Here is a 17208-nt window from a genome sequence, read left to right on the forward strand (position 1 = left end):
GCTTTTCATGAGTTCGGTAATCGACATCTGTAACATGGCGATCTTCCGCATCGGCAACGGCACCCGCATTGATGACCTGGAAGAGAACAGCCAGCCGGCCCGGATCTGCAAGCAGTTCTACGAGAGCAGCCGTGATTTTGTGCTGCGTGCCGACTGTGACTGGGGCTTCGCCACTGCCTTCGCCCAGCTCGCCGAAGTGGCCGACAACCCGAACCCTGATTTCCAATACGCATACGCCGTGCCGAATGACTGCATGCGCGTGCGCCGAATCGTTAACCCTGGCTGGCCACAGGGCGCCATCCCAGCCGGCTTTGAGTGCTATATGCCTGAGCTGCCGCGCATCCCGTTCCGCGTGGTCAACGGGTCCAGCCAACGCCTGATCAGCACCAGCGTGAGCCCGGCCACCCTGGAATACACGCTCAAGGTAACGTCTCCGGAGCTGTTCGACCCGATCTTCGTGTCGGCTCTGGCCTGGTATCTGGCCGGTGAGATCGCAGGGCCGTTGGCCAAGGACGCCGGCATCGCCAGCGCCTGCTACGCCCAGTACAAAGCCACCGTGCTGGAGGCCGCTGCCACTGCGCTCAACGAAGGCACAACCCAGTACCAGCGCGAATCCACCTTCATCACGGGGCGCGGGGCATGACTGAAGTTATCCAGCCGTCCTTCAGCGCTGGCGAGGTTTCGCCAGCCACCTACGCCCGGGTTGATCTGGGGCGTTATTACACCGCGCTCAAGACCTGCCGCAACTATCAGGTGCTGCCCGAGGGCGGGGCACAGAACCGCTCCGGCACCAAGTTCATCGTTGAAACCAAAAACAGTGCAGCCAAATCCAGGCTGATCCCATTCCAGTATTCGACCGAACAGACGTACATCTTGGAGTTCGGCAACCTGTACATCCGCTTCATCAGCATGGGCGGGCAGGTTGTGGTCGGTACTACGCCTTATGAAATTGCCTCGCCGTATACCGCGGCACAGCTGGCAGCCCTGAAGTTCACTCAGTCGGCCGACGTGCTGACCATCGTCCATCCAGACCATCCGCCCCGTGAGCTGTCGCGCCTGGGTCCGACCAACTGGACGCTCACGTCCATCGTGTTCGAGCCAAGCATTGCCGCTCCCACGGGGCTGGCTGCGTCGTCGCGCTCCGGCGGTTCTGGCGACACCACCGAGTATCAGTACAAGGTGACCGCCGTCAGCAGCATTTCAGAGGGGTCGGTCGAGTCGAATGCCAGCAACACCGCCACGGTGAACAGCTTCGACAACAAGCCCGGGGCAACCCTGAGCTGGACGGCATCAGCCGGCGCTGACCACTACAACATCTACAAGAACAAGTCTTCCGGGGTGTTCGGCTTCATCGGCCAGTCAGCAGGCACGACGTTCACCGACATCAATATCACGCCAGAAACCGATAACACGGTACCCATCGCGTACAACCCGTTCGCCGATGGCAACAACCCTTCGGTGGTGGGCTATTACCAGCAGCGCATGGTGTTCGCGGCCAGTAAGGCCAACCCGCAGACGGTCTGGATGTCACGCACTGGCGACTTCCACAACTTCGGTTACTCCGACCCGAACAAGGACGACGACGGCATCGAATTCGTCATCGCCAGCCGCCAGGTCAACCAGATCCGCCACTTGGTGTCGCTGCGCGAGCTACTGGCCATGACCTCCGGCGCCGAGATCGCCATCACCGGGTCGACCGATTCAGGAGTCACCGCTGCCAACGTCTCGGCGATCGAGCAGAGCTATTTCGGCACCAGCGACGTGCCGCCGGCGATCTACGCCAACACGGCGCTGTACATCCAGGCCCGTGGCGGCAAGCTGTCGACGCTGGCCTACAACTACGTCTCGGACGGCTTCCAGCCCCAGGATGTGAGCGTGCTGTCGTCGCACCTGCTGCGCGGTTTCACAGTCCAAGACATGGCCTTCACCCTGCAGCCCAATGGCATCCTGTGGATGGCCCGAAACGACGGCATGCTGCTGGGCTTCACCTTCCTACCAGACCAGCAGGTCTACGCCTGGCACTGGCACGACACCGAAGGTCAGGTCGAGTCGGTGGCCTCGGTCCCGGAGAGCGACGAGGACGCGCTGTACCTGATCGTCAAACGCACCATCAACGGCACCACCAAGCGCTACATAGAGCGCATGGCTACCCGGCAGCTGGCCAAGTTCGGCAGCGGCGACTACTGGTTTGACCGGGCCTTTTTCGTGGATTGCGGCCTGACCTACGATGGCAGGCGCACCGGTAGCGCCGTGCTGAGCGGCGGCACTGACTGGATGTATCCGAACCTGCTGACGCTGGCCGTTGGCGCCGCTACCTTCGATGTTGGCATGGTGGGTCGCAGCGTCATCCTTTACGGCGGTGGTGATGAGTACTCAATTGGCGAAGTGCTAACGGTGAAGATCACCGGCTACACATCGCCAACTGTCGTCACCGTTGAGCCGCAGTCTGTGGTGCCTGAATCGCTGCGCGGGGTATCCGCGACCCGCTGGGGCCTAGCGGCAACTGTTGTCAGCAGCCTTGGTCATCTCGAAGGCAAGACAGTCAGCATCCTGGGCGATGGCAACGTGATCCCACAGCAGGTTGTCACCGGTGGCGCCATCACCCTGGACAGCCCGACCTTGGTAGCGCACATCGGCCTACCGATCACGGCCGACTTCGAAACCCTGGACATCACCCTGCAGAACAACCAGGCGTTCCTGGGCAGCAAGAAACGTATCAACCAGGTGGTGGTGATCTGCCAGGAAAGCCGCGGCATCTTCGCCGGTCCGGATGCCGACCACCTGGACGAGTTCAAACAGCGCGCCGACGAGGACTATGGCGAGCCGATCGAGCTGCTGACCGGCCGGGCGGAGATGGAGATCCAGTGCCAGTGGGATAACTACGGGCGCCTATTTATCCGCCAATCTGACCCGTTGCCGCTCACCATTCTGGGGGTTATGCCCAATGTCCAGTCGGGTGGCTGAGATGCTGCCGGCTGACGACCGGCTTATCGCCCTGACAGTGGCCAATGCGCGCATGGCTGACCGGCTGGAGTTCGAGGCCATCCGTGGCCTGACCGTTGAGCAGGAGCTGCGCTATTCAGTGGAAAGGAGCGTGAGGCCCCTGGCCTACGTGGTGAATGGTCGGGTTGTCGCCATGTTCGGAGACATCCAGCTCGATGAGCAAACCGGGGTGCCATGGCTTATCAGCACTACGGAGATCGACCGCCACCACCGCGCATTCCTGATCGAGTGCGACCGCGAAATCGCCGCCATGCGCCAGCGTTACCAGGTGCTGATCAACTACACCGATGCCCGCTATACCAAGGCCTTGCGCTGGCTGCGCTGGCTCGGGTTCCACATGCATGACGCCGTGCCCTACGGGATCAACGGTGAACTGTTCCATCCAATGACTTTGAGGGGGCTGTAATGGGCGCAGCAGCAGGTGCAGGCCTGGCCGCCGGCGGCGGGATTCTCAACGCCTATTCCCAGATTCAGCAGGGGAAAGAGGGCATCAAGGCAGCGAACCGTCAGCAGCGATATCTGGATAACCAGGCACGCGATGTGATCAACCAAGGCGATTTTGCTGCCGACATGGCGAATGAGCAGGGCCGGCAGACGGCCGCAAGCCAGCGCACCGGGTTCGCGGCCAATGGTGTGGCGGTTGGCCAAGGCTCAGCGGGCCGGGTCGAACAAGGCACCCTGGATATCGCCCGCCAGGATGCGGACCAGCTGCGCCGCAACGCCTTCAACCAGGCCATGGGTCTTGTGACCCAGGGCAACGAAGGTGTTCGCCAGGCCAAGACCAACAACCGCGCCGCCCGCCTCAACGCATTTGGCTCGCTGCTTACCGGCGGCGGTCAGGCATACAATATCTACAGCAGGGGCTGAGCATGGCCGCGAGAATCCCACAACTACAGATGCGTCGGGTAGCGCCTGAGGTCGCGAGCGCTCCACGGGTTGCCCAAGACGGAGCCGACCTATCTGGTCTGGCCAGAGGTGTGTCCAGCCTTGCTGGCAACCTGGCCGACGTGCACCAGCGAGAAGTCCAAGAGGCGAACCAGACAGCGCTGCTCAACGCGGACAACCAGTTGGGCAGCTGGCAGAACAATGCGCTCTACAACCCGGAAAATGGGGCATTCACGCGCAAGGGCAGCGCTGCGCTGAACATCAGCCAGTCGGTGCTTGGCGACTTCGACAAGCAGCAGCAATCGATCTACGACACCTTGGCCAATGAGCAACAGCGCCAGATGTTCCGTCAGACATCGCTGCAGCGCCGCAGCAGCCTTGAGGCCAAGCTGGGAAGCTACGAATTTGGCGAACAGCAGCAATACAAGGATGATGTCGACAAGTCGTCGATCCAGCTGGCAATGGACAGTGCGGCCCTCAACTACAACGACCCAGAGGCCGTAGCGCAGAACCGAGCGAAGATGGATGCAGTGCTGCAGCTGCGCGCGGCTCGCAATGGCTGGTCTCCTGAGGAAACGCAAGCCCAGCGCCAGCGCATGAACAGCAGCCTGTCACAGGCGGTTATCCAGCGCACGCTGGTGGACTCCCCGAAGAAGGCCCGCGGGCTCTACGAGCAGTTCAAAGATGGCATGACCGCAGAAGACCAGATCCGCGCCACCAACGGGATCGATCAGGGTTTCCGCCGCCTTGAGGCTGAGGCTCGGCAGCGACAGGTCGAAGCCCGCCAGTTGCAGGCGATCGCCCGGGTTGAGCTGCAATCCCGCGTGCAGGATGCCCAGGCGGCTTACCTGCAGGGTTTCGAATTCGACAACCCGCCTTCGCGGGCGGACTTCAATGCAGCCTATGGCGACAAGGGCGGGCAAGCCTATGAGTCGTTCGCCAAGGTGCAGTCAGTAGCACCAGCAATCCGGGAGTTCGCGACCGCCACACCGGAGGAGCGCCAGAAGATCCTGGCACAGTTCCAGCCAGCCCAGGACGGCAAGGCGGGATCAGGATTCGCTGAGGATGACCAGCTGTACCGGCGCCTGGCCACAGTGGCTACTGGATTGATGAAACAGCAGCAGGATGATCCCGCCGCGTATGTTGCGCGCTACAGCCCAACCGTTCGCGAGTCGTTCGCCGCAGCGCAGCAGGCCGGCACGCCCGAGGCATACCAGGCCTACGCTGATGCCACCATTGCCGAACAGCGTCGCCTGGGTGTCCAGTCTCCAAAACTTCTGCCGGATGCTGCCGCCGACCAGATCGCCGCCAACTTCAACAGCCAAGTGGCCGGCGGCGAGAATGCCGCCACGCTGATCGAGCAACAGCAGGCGCAGTGGGGCGCCAACTTCCCGCTCATCGCCCAGCAGCTGGGCAAGAAACTTCCGCCCGAGGCGCAGGTGATCGCTACTGGGCTGCCGAAGGACGTGGCCGAGCGCATGGCCTCGGTGGCCAACGTTACCGAAGCGGAACTTAAAAAGGGCTTGGACAAGGGTATTGCTACGAATGTCGCGACCGCAGTGCAGAGCGCTATGACTCCGTTTGCCCAATCTCTGCAGGGGCAGGTCGGCGGCATCAACACCTTCAACACCATGTACGAGGCGGCCAACAAGGCGGCGCTGTCCTACGTCCGTCAGGGCATGACGCCAGAGAAAGCGGCCCAGCGCGTCGTGAACGGCATGGTCAACGACAAGTACGACTTCTTCGACACTTACCGCGTGCCCAAGAGCCTCGACACTGCGGCCGTGAAACGCGGGGCCGACCAGGCCTTGGCCAACATCAGCGCCGATGATCTCGCCTTGCTGCCAGGACTGCGTGGCGTTCCGGCCGATGTGAACTTGGAGCAGTTGCGCGAGGCGGTGATAGATGGCGGCCAGTGGGTGCCGAACAACGATGAGAGCGGCCTGAGCCTAACCCTCAACGGCTACCGCCTGCTGGGCAAGGACGGCAACCCGATCACCAGGACCTGGGATGAACTGACGGCCGAGGGCCTGAAGCGCCAGGAAAGCAACGCATCACGCATTGGCCGAGTTCGCGGCCTGGGGATCGGCAATTGACTATCTATGCAGGCGACGCCCCGGCGCTGGATCGGCGCACGCTGCTGGACATTCCCTCCGACAGCGGTGATGTGTTCGGCGCTGCGTTCGATGAAGCGTTCTCCACCAACCCAAGCACATCGGCATTCCGCCTTGAAGAGCTGAACCAGCAGGATCAGGGGCGGGCGGTTGTCATGGGCCCCGAGTCATATCTTGCGCCCAACGCTGGCCGCCTTGAGCCTGAAACTCCACTAATCGGCGCCGAGCAGGCGCGTGATCAAGTTGCTGGAGCTGGCCTGGACATCAAGATCCCTGAGCAGGGGATTCGCCAAGGCGCCTTGGACATCCTGATGCAGCGCCATCAGGAGCAGCTGGCGCGCCAGCAGATCATGGCCCGCGCTGGCGGTGGATCGCTGCCAACCAAGATTGCAGGCAGTCTTGCGGCATCGTTGCTCGATCCGCTCAACATTGCGTCGGCCTTTGTTCCCTTGGTTGGCGAAGCACGCTATGCACGTCTCCTGGCAGGGGCAGCTTCGCCGCTAGAGCGCGCCGCAGTGCGTGGCGGCGTGGGTGCACTGGAGGGGTCGGTTGGCGCTGCCATTCTGGAGCCGCTTCCCTTGCTGGCGGCCCAGCAGGACCAGACTGAATACGGCCTGTCCGACTCACTGGCAAATATCGCGCTTGGTGGCCTGCTCGGCGGCGGCCTTCACTCGGTTGGCGGGGCCGTGAGCGATGCGTTGCGTCGGCGGCTGGCCGCCGAGACGCCAGCGGTCGAGACATCCCTCAATGCTGGCGCTGCAGCGCGCCCTGCAGATACTGGCCGCAGCCTGGACCTTGGCCGACTGTTCGACGAAGACCCGGATGTTGCCCTGCGCGCCGGGCTGTCCAGGCAATTGGAGGCCGACCAGGCTTCGCTGTATCGATCGGCAGAGCAACAGGCCCTGGACGAGATCAGGCCGTCGCTGACCGGCGAGCGCGTCGGCAATGTGGCTGACCTCAAGGCCGAGCGTGTTGGGCTGGTTGCGCAAGACATGGCACTCGATGCCACCTACCGTGATCGCGCCAAAGCTTTCCAGGGCGAACGCCTGAGCCGTAAGCAGGCTGAGCGCGCCGCCAGAGACGCTATTGCCGCGGAACGCGAGCAGATCCGCGCCCGTACCAGCGAGATCGACACCATGCTGGAGCGCAACCGGGCAGGCGAGCTGGACCGCCGCGACCTGGGCTTGATTGAGCGCGGCCAGGTGCCTGAGCGCCTGCAGCCACAAATCCAGGCGCGCGCCAGACAAATCATGCAGGGCTACCAGCAGCGCCCACTGGGCTCAGCGATCCGCACCGCCCGCGAAACCGCCGAGGGTGCCGACTGGACCATTCGCGAGAACGCCCTGCGAACCTCGGTGGCGCAGGCAATGAGCGGCCGCGACATTGACGTGGCCAAGCTGTTCGAACTGGACGAGCCGGCCAAGGCCGCTAGCGCGCTGGAATACCTCAAGCGGCCACAGACTCGCCGCATCGATCCCGAGGGGCAGGCAGAAAGCCGGCGCGTGGACGGGCAGGGGCAGGCCGCCGACGACTTGGAGGAAGCCCGCGCCGCCCTGGCAGAAGACGAGGCCCTGGCCCGCGAGATGCTCGAGCAGTTGCCCGATGACCAGCGCGCCCAAGTAGAGGCGCTTGGTCGCGATGAAATGGCAGCTGCCGAAGCCGAGGCCGCCAAGGCCCAACAATATGCCAAGGCCTACCGTGCCGCGGCCATCTGTGAACTGGGGAGAGGTTGATGGCACTTCCATCGGGAATCAGCCCGTGCGCCGACGCGGTCCGCGCCGCCGCCGGCGACATGGAGTCGAATGAGATTCAAGAAATCTTCCAACTGCTTCGCGGGAGAACCCAGGAGATCATGGCTCGCGAAGGCGCGCTGGGCAGCGAGCAGGCTGCGCTCAGGGCTGCTGACGAGTTGGCCAGGCAGGCCGAGCATGCCGCCATCATCGAGCGGCGCAACGCACTGATCAACGTGCGGGCCCGCGCCCGGCTGGTGGCCTTCGTCCGTGATCAGTTCGCCGACCGCCCTGACCTTGGCGTGGAATCGTTCCTTGTCGGCACCAATCTTGCGCGTCAGGGTTCAAGGCTGTCCGTGGCTGCCGAGCAGAAGGCTCTGGGGGACGCCTACATAGGCGGCATGTTGGCTGACCTTGATCGGGCAGACCTGACTGCCGTGCTTGCTCGTGGCGACTCGGATCAGGACATTGCAGATGCCTTATGGCGCATTGGTAAGGGTGAAGACACCAAGGACCTAAATCCGCAGGTCGTCGAGATCGCCCAAATCATCCAGAAGTACCAAGAGGGCGCCCGCATCGATGCCAACCGCGCGGGCGCGAGCATCGGCAAGCTGCCTGGTTACATCGCTCGCCAGAGCCACGACAGCGAAAAGATTGGCGCTGCCGGCTTCGACCGCTGGGCAGAAGAGATCCTGCCGCGTCTCGACCCGGCGACGTTCCGCGAAGGCGGCAACCCCATGACCTTCCTCAAGGGTGTGTACGACGGCTTGGTCTCAGGCGATCACCTGAAGTCGCCAACCGGCCAGCAGCCCAACGGTTTCCGTGGCCCGGCCAACCTGGCCAAGAAGCTGAGCCAAGAGCGCGTGCTGCACTTCAAGGATGGAGTGGCCTGGCACGAGTACAACCAGATGTTCGGCACCGGCAACTTGCGTGAGGCCGTGCTGCGCGGCCTGGACCTGTCCGGGCAGAACACCGCCCTGATGCGCCGGCTTGGCACCAAGCCAGAGGCAAACCTTAACATGGCCCTGGATGCGATCAAGGAAGACGTCCGGGCCGGAGGCGACCCTGCAGCGTTGGCCAACTTCGACACCGCCCGCCGCGGCGTGATCGACAACCGCTTCAAGGAAGTCAGCGGCCAGACCCGAATCCCAGGTAACGCAACCCAGGCGCGCGTGGCTGCCAATGTCCGGGCCTGGCAGTCGTTGTCCAAGCTCGGCGGTGCACTGCTGTCCAGCTTCACCGACCTCCCGGTAGCAGCCAGTGAAATGCGGTACCAGGGACAGAGCTTCCTGGGCAGCCTGGCAGAGATGGGCGCCGGCCTGTTGAAGGGGCGGGGCAGCGCCGAGCAGAGGCAGATCCTGTCGGCCTATGGCGTCTACGCCGACTCGATGCGTGGCGAGATCATGCGCCGTTTCTCCGCCGATGACTCGGTGGGCGGCAAGATGTCCCGCGGCATGAGCCAGTTCTTCCGCCTCAATGGCCTGTCTTGGTGGACCGATGCCAACAAGGCCAGCGCCGGCCTGATGATGGCGCACAACCTGGCCCAGAACAAAGGCAAGGCCTGGGGCTCGCTCAATGGCGACTTCAAGCGCGCCCTGGGTCTGTACGACCTCGACGCCGGCAAGTGGGATCTATTGCGCGAGATGGACACCCGCATGGCTGATGGTCGGGACTACATGACGCCTGATGGAATCGCAGGTATCAGCGATGAACGCATCGGCCAGTACCTGGCAGAGCGCAACCGCCCGGTATCAGCTGGCGCAATCCGCGAAACCCGACAGGATCTGGAGCGCAGCCTGCGCGCCTACGTGAATGACCGGGTTACCTATGCCGTGCTGGAGCCGGATGCGCGTACTCGATCGATCATGAACCAGGGTACCCAGCCAGGAACGGTGCCGGGAGACCTGCTGCGCTTTGTCACCCAGTTCAAAAGCTTTCCGGCTGCCTACATGCAGAAGACGTTGGGCCGCGAGCTTTATGGTAGGGGCTATACGCCGACAGGCCTTGGCAACAGCTTCCGAGGTGGACGTGACCTGATCCAGGCCTTGCGCAATGGCAATGGCGAGCGCCTGGCCCTGGCGCAGCTCATGTTGTGGACTACCGCCTTCGGCTACCTATCCATGGCTTCCAAGGATGTAACCAAGGGTCGCGAGCCGCGCCCAGCCGACGATCCCAAGACCTGGCTGGCAGCCATGGTGCAGGGCGGCGGCCTGGGCATCTTCGGGGATTACCTATTTGGCGAGGCCAACCGGTTCGGCAACACGGCGCTCGAGTCAGCAGCTGGCCCAACGCTGGGCACCGCCGCCGACCTGATAAACCTGTGGGCTCGGGCAAAGGAAGGCGACGACACTGCGGCATCAGCCCTACGCCTGGCCCAGAACAACACCCCGTTCATGAACCTGTTCTACACCCGGATCGCGCTGGACCACCTGTTCCTGTACTCGGTGCAAGAGGCAATGAACCCAGGCTCTCTGCGTCGAACTGAAGAAAGGATCAGGCAGCAGAACGGCCAGGAATTCCTCGTTCGACCATCCCAGAGCTACCAAGACCCATTTGGGATAGCGCGCTGACAGACTTCAAGCAACCTCACAGAGAGCCCCGCACATGCGGGGCTTTCGCATTTCTGGAGCATTGAAAATTGACCGTATCGACCACTGATAGCGTTGTTGAGTACGTATCTGGCGGCCCGGCGTTCCCGATCCCGTATCGGTTCCTGCAGGACACAGACATTGAGGCTGTCCTGGTCAAACAGGACGGGACTTCGGAAACCCTGACGGGGGCGCAATACACGTTGTCCGGTGCAGGTTCCCAGAATGGCGGCACGCTGACATCCGCCTATGCCGCCGGATTTCTTGGTGTTGTCGGCGCATCGCTCACCATTTCTCGCGTCATGGACCCGGTTCAGCCAACCGACTTGCGCAACCAAGGCAAGTTCCTGGCTGAAACGCACGAAACGGTTTTCGATCGCCTGACCATGCTCATACAGCAAGGGTTCGCTGGCATTTCGCGCGCGCTCAAGCGTCCGATCGGAAAGAACTACTACGATGCGGAGGGCCGCCAGATCAAGAACCTGGCAGACCCTACCGATAACCAGGACGCAGTCAACAAGCTTTGGATGCAGCAGTATGTAGGAGATGTTGTCGGGGGAATTCAAGGTCCTATCAACAACTCGGCCAATGTGTTCTACCAATTCCCTGATGGCGTGCCGCACGTCGTACAGGATCTGTCTTCGCCGAGTGATGCAAGTCTTGGCGGCATGGGCGTTGGCTACAAGCGCCGTACCCTGGACAAAGCCATCGTAACCATCTCGGACGTGATCTCTGGCATGCCCTGCAACGTGTGGGAGTATGCCCACCTTTGTGGCGGCTACACCCCAGGTGGTAGCCCAACTACATGGGACTGGCGCCCAGCCATTCAAGCTGCTCTCAACGCCTGGGCATGCGTGTACTTCCCGCCAATGGCATCGCCATATCGAGTAGTTGGCGAGATCTTGATGAATGCGCACAACAGCATCGCCACTGATCCATCGGTTCGCATTCAGCAGATCCTGCCCAACACCACCACGTTCAAGGCGATCCTTAAGGACAATGTGTGGTTGATGATGAACGGCGCAATGATCCTTGGTGAAGGGGCCTGGTCCAACACCTGGACCGGGATGGGAGGCCACGACGACCGAGCCATTCAGCTTTGGGGGTGCACTAACAGTGGTGCCATACGGCCTCACGTCCGCAACTGCGCATCTGCCGGCATCGCGATCTTCGGGGGAGAGAACATCCTAATCGATCACCCTACAATCGAAGGCACTCATCTCTACGGACATTCAATCCCATTGCTCGGGAATTTCCAGGCAGGCCTATACATCCGAGATTCGCAACCGGATTACGGCATCTGCGACAACCTCCGTGTACCAGGCGCAAACATCAGCGGCGTTGCTCAAGGAGTACTCAGCGAGCTGTACTCGGCCGCTTCGGTAATCAGCCGTGCTCACAGCATCCAAAATGCGATCATCCACGACATTCCCGGTCAGCACGCCTTCTACATGCAGGGCGGCGCACTCAACGTTGATGGAGCTGTCATCACAAATACCGGACTCGCTGGCGTGAAGTTCCAAAGCGGTGATTCCAACGCTGCAATCAGATCGCTCAGCGCTCTGGGCATAACTGCAAACGGTATCGGCAGCAACCTGTTCGAAATGAACTGTGTCGGCTCTGGTAGCGTGAACGGCCCGCTACTCAGCGGAACGGTTGACGGATGTGCGGTAGGGCTGGCGATCAACGGAACAATCCGCGACCTCAAGTGTGACCTTGTTGCCACGAACGTCACTTCGAACGCCGTGCTCATCCAAGGCGATGGCGCCAAGGATCTTGATATTGATGTGATTGCTCAAACGGTTGGCGATGAAGGCATCGTAATGACGGCCACCAACGCGAGCGGAGTTCGCATTAGACCCACTCTTCGCGAGTGCAACCAGAACAATGGGGCGGGCAAGGCAGCCATCCTTCATCAGACCGCAAGCGGTCACATGATCATCCAAGATCCCGCGATCAGCGATGCCACCACCAGGATGGACTGGGGTATTTTCAACTCAACTCTCGGTGGCACTATCAGAGTTCGCGGGAGCGTCAATATCGCTGGCGCTCGTGACACTGCCGTTCGGGCCATAGGGAAAATCGTAGAATGGCCGCAAGAGAGTAACCTGTCGGGCACAAATGGTGATTTCACCGGATTGGCGAACGTGACGAGCTCAAGCCCTATGCGAACCAAGGCTACAAGCACCTCGGCATCCAATGTAGTTCTTTGGCAGCGATCCCTGACTGCTGGCAAGACCGTAATGATCAAGGCCAAAGTAACAGGAGGCAATGCCGCGGGTACCGAACGCAGAAGCGTAGAGCTTTTTGCCTGCGCCTATCTGAATGCAGGCGTGGCAACTCTGCAAGGGGCTGTGACTACCATCGCCAACGCAGCAAGTGCTGGATTCGGCGGTGGTTTGGTCCTGCAGCCATCTGGGGCTGACATGATTCTGCTCGTCAACTCCGGCGGCTCCGTAGCGTACAACTGGTCTGCGACAGTTGAAGTTACTGAGGCATGATCGTAGTAGCAAAGTTATAAAAACAAGCCCGCGTACGGCGGGCTTGTTTTATATCGTAATTTTATTGATGAGATACAGATTTTGCTAAGCGTGCTTGATGATAGTATCTGTGTAGCATTCCCCACGCCAAAGCAGGAAGCGCCCAAGTTATCGACTTTGTTGCAGATACCGCTATAACGCTCGTTATTGATATGTAGAATAGTGATTCGGCAAAACCGCTTTTCCTGTTTTTTGCTATTATAAGAATTGATACAATTGCCGATATGGTTATTAGGGAGCAGTAAATTATGAAAGGGATAATTCCGAATGCTTGCCACATAGATAGAGCATTATGAATGTAGTAGCCAACGTCACCAAAGTCACGAACCTGGCCAAGGTAGTCACCTACAATTGGATTGTTGGATATACCTTCCCATCCAGCAACCATTAGAGAGTGTCTTTCTAATAGAGATGGATCAGAGGATATATCTGCACTATATCTAGATCCTAGCTCAAAGCCCCCAATTAGTGCAAAAGAGACGCACAGCAGCACCGCAAAAGAAATCGCAAATACAGAATAAATTCCGTAGGTAATTATTACGAAAAATGGCAAGACTGCTATTATCAGATACAGATCTGATCTTGAGCCTATGAAGTAAAGAATTGCGCAGTACGAAAGAAAATAAATAGACTTCAGTATTTTTGAATAAATAAATGGAATGAATATTAGTCCTGTATATAGTACAGATCTTGCTGCGCCTTGGTAATTTGCAAGATTTGACAAGTCTTCGTCGCTTGAAGTGAATTCAGTCGTTCCGCTATCCGGGGAGTAAAGTAGATAGGCCAAAGTGGCATAGGCTATTGTTAGTGCGAAAAATAGAATTCCGCCATATCTTGAGCCTCTAACTTCAAATCGTTGACCGAGCCCGTAGAATCCTATCATCCATATGATAATAGATACGCTCCATACCAGTCCTGAGCTTGTAATGTAGCTATTGCTAATAAGAGCGTGGTTTACGGCAACGGTTCCTGACATCAAGAGCACCAGAAGCCAGAACATTGAAGAAATTATAAATGATGATAGATCTGTGTGTACTGGTTTGGTTACTGCCCTGTAGGCATTGGATGCCTGAACAAAAACAACTGCTAGTATTAGAGATACCGTATACCATCCAATATAGGGTATATCGATAAACGATCTGAGTCCGTGATAAAGAAAATAGCCAGGAAAAATTATTAACACCAGAGTTTGAAATATGTTTCGTGTCATTTAATTCTCATGTCCTTCTGATCTTATCTGGCGGGAAGGCCTATCTAACCGGTGATTGTACTCGACCAGCCGTTCGCTGGCATGGCTTTCGAATGCCACGGCCCGAATCAGGTCGACGACCTGCAGCTGTCTGATATGCTGGATCTGTCCGACCCCGCCCGAGCCTGGGGGCTGATGGAGCACGAAAAGGCCTAGCATATCGGCCTGTTCACGTTCGACCCGACCTATACCGGCCATTCAACGCAGGGAGCGATACCTGTGGACAGTACTAACGGAAGAGCCAAACCTGGAGAGTTCTTGCCGGGGATCATCATGCCGTCAGAAATCCACGGCCTGCTGCGCAAGCGGGTGGCGGATATCGAGGTGAGTGACACCGCGGTCAATTGCCTGATTGCTCAGGCGCGGGCCGATAGCCTGGTAGAGGCGCTGGAGGTGTTGAAAGCGATTCCAGCCGCTGCGATCGAGAGGCTTTACATCATGATCGCGAGTTCAGCAGAGGCACGGCTGGCCGAGCTCGGCGCCCAGCCATGAGAAACACCGGCAGTGCCATACCGGAGTGCTGCCTTTTTCCTGTCGAAAAAATAGCCACTTATGTGGCTATCCCGTCCCCCTTGCTTAATTTTTGCTACAGCAAAAACACAGCATGCCTACAAGCCCCGTAAATACTGGGCCGATTCGATTAATCGACACGATCCATCATGGGGGCAACGCTGAAGCGTCTGGACGGCTCAGGGCGCGTGGTGTCTGGCTTAGCGCCTGATTTTGCAGTGATTTCGTTCAACGTGTTTCGTACCGATTTTCGGGGGTTTTGGGGCGTTTTTACCAAGCGCTTTGTACAATGTACCAATCGAATCAGGACGTGTACCAATTCTCATGGCAACGATCAGGCCCCGCAAGAAGGCCGACGGCTCCATCAGCTACACAGCTCAGATCCGCATCAACCGCGATAAGGTGACAGTCTACCAAGAGAGCCAGACGTTCGCCCGCAAACAGGCGGCGGTGGCCTGGGCGAAGCGACGGGAAACCGAGTTGGCGGAACCTGGTGCAATCGAGCGGGCGAGCGGGGTAGGGCACACGGTCAAGCAGATGATCGACCGCTACCTGGTCGAGGCCGAGAAAGCCCGGCCGCTGGGCGAGACGAAGCGGCGCACGTTGAATGCCATCAAGAACAGCTACCTGGGTGAGAAGGTGGATTCTGACCTCACCCAGCAGGTGCTGGTGGACTATGCGCTTTGGCGCATGAGTGCTGAAGGTGGAGGCATTAAACCGCAGACGGCCGGCAATGATTTGGCCTGGGGTCGGTGCTGTCCCTGGCCAGGGCGGCGTGGGGGTATGAGATTGACGCGCAAGCAATGCCAGATGCGCGCCTCGTGCTGAAGAAGTTCGGCTACAACCTGAAGAGCCGAGAGCGGGATCGGCGTCCTTCGCTCGATGAGATCGATAAGGTGATGGAGCACTTCTTCGAGATGTTGCAGCGGCGTCCGAGCGTCATCCACATGCCCAAGGTAGTAGCGTTCGCGATCTTTTCGACCCGCCGAATGGACGAGATCACACGCTTACGGTGGGAAGATCTCGATGAGCACCGACAGGCAGTGAAGGTGCGGGACATGAAAAACCCTGGTCAGAAGATCGGCAACGATGTCTGGTGTTACTTGCCGGATGAGGCGTGGATCATCGTGCAGAGCATGCCCAGAGCGTGTCGCGAGATATTCCCTTACAACACGGATTCAATCGGAACAGCCTGGTCGAAGGCATGCAAGATGAAAGGGATAGAGGACCTGCACTTCCACGACTTGCGTCTCGAAGGGGTGAGTCGGTTGTTTGAAATGGACTGGGACATACCGAGGGTAACAAGCGTATCCGGTCACCGTGATTGGAACTCGCTGCGGCGGTATACCCATTTGCGTGGGCGAGGCGATGGGTATAAAGGTTGGAAGTGGCTGGATCAGATCATTCAGGCACCGGTTAAACTCGGCGCCCGGGCTGAGTAGGCGGGTGGGTAACGATGCTATCCCCTATCAGCGCTTACTCATGGTAGGCATCGGCATTGGGTCGATTGCCGTCAGTCGCGAACGGCTGCTTTCTACCCAAAGCAGACGCTGAGCTGACATTTGCCACAAGCTGTCACCAACAAGCGAATTGATGACTCACCCGCCTCAAGAAACATGTCCTGGCGATGCGCGCAGATCATCTCTGCGTCAGAGGGGTCGACAGGCTGGCATTGCAGGCCGGAAAATGCTGCACATCCTTGTGATTCGATCATCGTTCGTCCAGTGTCGGTGGCATCGACTCATAGACCGGTAGCATCTGGCACCATCAGGTGTAATGGCAATTACTCGCGCTGCGGGATGCACTGGAGTTCTGGGCAGCATTACCTGAGAGGTCGGCAGGTGATTGGTCCACGCACCTCAACCTGAAAGGTCACAGAGATGTCTGATTTTGCCGAGCTGATTGGCCATTGGTATGGCGCAGATGAACTTGAGTCAATTGACGCGATAGCGCGTCTGGTTCCGGCACTTGAGTTCGTTGCCATGACCGCGGCCCAGCAGGAGCATGCGCTTCCAGGCTGCCTGGCTTGTGAGGTGTGGAATACAAAGATGCGTCATGTGCAGGACGCGCTCCAGGACATTGGCAATGTCTTGCCTGATTCGATTGCGGTGCCATTGAACAGCGTATGGGCGCTCTATTCATCGATGGCAGACACCGACCTGCCTTGCCATGATCGATCGATCTTTCAACGGGGCCATTGGCAGCCGATGCGCGAGGTTGCCGCGCTGGCTTTGAGTGCGATGGGGCCTGGGGAAGTCAAGGCGTTATTGGCAGAGTTCTCCCGCTGAGGCGTTTGCAGTGCGGTCATTCGCTGCATGCAAATGGATCAGATAAGTGACAGGCGAATCTAGGGCCTACAGCGGCGGATAAGCCACCAGTGAGTGTCTTCATTTTGGGCGGTTAACTGCCTTCACGAATGGCTGATCTGGAGCGAACGCTGTTCACGGATGGCTGCTATCGACCCAGGCTGTGTGAAAACGCAGTAAACACATCAAAAACCCATAGTCGAGCTGACTGTCTGTGGGATCAGCACGCGAGAGTGCGAATAGCTCACCCAGCGAAAAAGACGTTTGCAGCACTATATGGGCC

At 59.3% G+C, this 17208-nt stretch carries 12 protein-coding genes and 1 pseudogene; 12 read left to right on the plus strand and 1 reads right to left on the minus strand.

All coding sequences use genetic code 11. The features are described 5' to 3' along the window. The first annotated feature begins 7 nt into the window (after positions 1-7). The 8 genes from CQW31_RS23145 to CQW31_RS23180 all read left to right on the plus strand — a co-directional run bounded on the left by CQW31_RS23145 (position 8) and on the right by CQW31_RS23180 (position 12821). Positions 8-643, plus strand: coding sequence for a hypothetical protein (locus CQW31_RS23145; protein WP_099815499.1), 636 nt, complete (start codon positions 8-10; stop codon positions 641-643). Beyond that, positions 640-2964: a hypothetical protein gene (locus CQW31_RS23150; RefSeq protein ID WP_099815500.1), complete on the plus strand. Its 2325-nt coding sequence runs from the start codon at positions 640-642 to the stop codon at positions 2962-2964. Before CQW31_RS23145 ends, CQW31_RS23150 begins: the two co-directional genes overlap by 4 nt. 1 nt (position 2965) lies before the next feature. Continuing rightward, a complete protein-coding gene (locus tag CQW31_RS23155) occupies positions 2966-3409 on the plus strand; it encodes a hypothetical protein (RefSeq protein WP_256587429.1) in 444 nt (147 codons plus the stop codon). Beyond that, positions 3409-3870 carry a hypothetical protein gene (locus CQW31_RS23160; protein ID WP_099815502.1) on the plus strand — a complete coding sequence of 154 codons (462 nt, stop codon included), beginning with the start codon at positions 3409-3411 and terminating at the stop codon, positions 3868-3870. The genes CQW31_RS23155 and CQW31_RS23160 overlap by 1 nt, the downstream gene beginning before the upstream one ends. A 110-nt stretch (positions 3871-3980) precedes the next feature. Then, positions 3981-5984: a hypothetical protein gene (locus CQW31_RS23165; protein ID WP_256587430.1), complete on the plus strand. Its 2004-nt coding sequence runs from the start codon at positions 3981-3983 to the stop codon at positions 5982-5984. Beyond that, positions 5981-7735 carry a hypothetical protein gene (locus CQW31_RS31765; RefSeq protein ID WP_256587431.1) on the plus strand — a complete coding sequence of 585 codons (1755 nt, stop codon included), beginning with the start codon at positions 5981-5983 and terminating at the stop codon, positions 7733-7735. Before CQW31_RS23165 ends, CQW31_RS31765 begins: the two co-directional genes overlap by 4 nt. Continuing rightward, positions 7735-10302 carry a hypothetical protein gene (locus CQW31_RS23175; protein WP_178075584.1) on the plus strand — a complete coding sequence of 856 codons (2568 nt, stop codon included), beginning with the start codon at positions 7735-7737 and terminating at the stop codon, positions 10300-10302. Before CQW31_RS31765 ends, CQW31_RS23175 begins: the two co-directional genes overlap by 1 nt. Before the next feature lie 68 nt (positions 10303-10370). Continuing rightward, entirely contained in the window at positions 10371-12821 is a 2451-nt protein-coding gene (locus CQW31_RS23180; RefSeq protein WP_099815505.1) for a hypothetical protein, read from the plus strand. Between the two features lie 61 nt (positions 12822-12882). Here the strand turns inward: CQW31_RS23180 and CQW31_RS30995 are convergent, their stop codons facing one another. Beyond that, on the minus strand, positions 12883-14070 hold the full coding sequence (locus tag CQW31_RS30995; protein ID WP_143524251.1) for a hypothetical protein: 1188 nt from the start codon (positions 14068-14070) through the stop codon (positions 12883-12885). Positions 14071-14121: 51 nt separating this feature from the next. Here CQW31_RS30995 and CQW31_RS31185 point away from each other — a divergent pair, with 51 nt between their 5' ends. The 4 genes and pseudogenes from CQW31_RS31185 (at position 14122) to CQW31_RS23195 (ending at position 16907) form a co-directional block, all read left to right on the plus strand. Continuing rightward, on the plus strand, positions 14122-14265 hold the full coding sequence (locus tag CQW31_RS31185) for a hypothetical protein (RefSeq protein ID WP_158238184.1): 144 nt from the start codon (positions 14122-14124) through the stop codon (positions 14263-14265). Between the two features lie 102 nt (positions 14266-14367). Next, entirely contained in the window at positions 14368-14601 is a 234-nt protein-coding gene (locus CQW31_RS23185) for a hypothetical protein (protein ID WP_236192329.1), read from the plus strand. A 342-nt stretch (positions 14602-14943) separates the two neighbouring features. Beyond that, positions 14944-16061: pseudogene (locus tag CQW31_RS23190) on the plus strand (tyrosine-type recombinase/integrase). Between the two features lie 438 nt (positions 16062-16499). Beyond that, positions 16500-16907: a hypothetical protein gene (locus tag CQW31_RS23195; RefSeq protein WP_099815507.1), complete on the plus strand. Its 408-nt coding sequence runs from the start codon at positions 16500-16502 to the stop codon at positions 16905-16907. Positions 16908-17208: the final 301 nt, after the last annotated feature.

It is taken from the genome of Pseudomonas sp. 382 (assembly GCF_002759075.1).
Taxonomy (GTDB): domain Bacteria; phylum Pseudomonadota; class Gammaproteobacteria; order Pseudomonadales; family Pseudomonadaceae; genus Aquipseudomonas; species Aquipseudomonas vlassakiae.

Bases quoted from the DNA above. Each gene is read 5' to 3' on its own strand.
- CQW31_RS23145 (WP_099815499.1), top strand. From the start codon at position 8: ATGAGTTCGGTAATCGACATCTGTAACATGGCGATCTTCCGCATCGGC.
- CQW31_RS23150 (WP_099815500.1), top strand. From the start codon at position 640: ATGACTGAAGTTATCCAGCCGTCCTTCAGCGCTGGCGAGGTTTCGCCA.
- CQW31_RS23155 (WP_256587429.1), top strand. From the start codon at position 2,966: ATGCTGCCGGCTGACGACCGGCTTATCGCCCTGACAGTGGCCAATGCG.
- CQW31_RS23160 (WP_099815502.1), top strand. From the start codon at position 3,409: ATGGGCGCAGCAGCAGGTGCAGGCCTGGCCGCCGGCGGCGGGATTCTC.
- CQW31_RS23175 (WP_178075584.1), top strand. From the start codon at position 7,735: ATGGCACTTCCATCGGGAATCAGCCCGTGCGCCGACGCGGTCCGCGCC.
- CQW31_RS30995 (WP_143524251.1), bottom strand. From the start codon at position 14,070: ATGACACGAAACATATTTCAAACTCTGGTGTTAATAATTTTTCCTGGC.
- CQW31_RS23195 (WP_099815507.1), top strand. From the start codon at position 16,500: ATGTCTGATTTTGCCGAGCTGATTGGCCATTGGTATGGCGCAGATGAA.